Origin of the sequence: Streptomyces sp. PT12, assembly GCF_003311645.1 — a bacterium.
Taxonomy (GTDB): Bacteria; Actinomycetota; Actinomycetes; order Streptomycetales; family Streptomycetaceae; genus Streptomyces.
On the sequence record NZ_QEST01000004.1, the window covers coordinates 1 to 785 of the forward strand.

The 785-nt window shown below is 68.5% G+C and carries 1 protein-coding gene; it reads right to left on the minus strand.

What is annotated here, in order from left to right; all coding sequences use genetic code 11:
- Positions 1-16: 16 nt before the first annotated feature.
- On the minus strand, positions 17-781 hold the full coding sequence (locus DEH69_RS00010) for a transposase family protein (RefSeq protein ID WP_113684766.1): 765 nt from the start codon (positions 779-781) through the stop codon (positions 17-19).
- Positions 782-785 lie beyond the last annotated feature (4 nt).

Genomic DNA, 785 nt, shown 5'->3' on the forward strand with positions numbered 1-785 from the left:
TGAGCGTTTTCCAACCTCAGTTTGAGCAGGTCAGGTGCAGGGTGAGGATGGCCTGAACGAGGTTGGTGATGCGGGTGGTGGAGCATCGCAGCCTGCGCAGGAGTCGCCAGGACTTGAGGGTTGCGACGGCCTGTTCGACGAGGGCCCGGATCTTCGCATGGGAGCGGTTGACGGCCTGCTGTCCGGTGGACAGAGTCTCCCATCTGCCCCAGTAGGGAACGCGGACCGTGCCACCGGCTCCGCGGTATCCCTTGTCGGCCCAGCAGGGGACGCCTGCGGCGGCGAGCGCGTCGATGATGCCGTGCTCGCGGGCCGCGCGGACATCGTGGACAGCTCCGGGGACGGCCGGTGAGACCCACAGCAGTCGGCCCAGGGGATCTGCGATGACCTGCACGTTCATCCCGTGCTTCTTGTGCTTGCCGGAATAGAAGGGCCGGTCGGCGGCGATCCGGTCGATCGGCAGGAGGGTCCCGTCCAGCAGGGCGTACGCCTTCCCTGAGGCTGTCCGGGCGGCCTCCGCCAGAGGTGGGGCGAGCGAGGAGAGGAGGTCGACAGCCTCGGTGATGTAGCGGTAGGCGGTGGTTGTGCCGATACCGAATCCGGCCGCGAGCTGGGCGTAGGGGTGGCCGTTGCGGAGGTGGGCGAGCACCAGCAGAGCCTGCCGGCCAGCACTCAGACGCCGCCACCGGGAACCGATCGCCGCGCGGTGCGCGGCAAGGTGACGGGCAAGGTAGCGCAGGTGCGAACTGGACAGGTCCAGCCCGGACGGGTAGACAAGCACGACG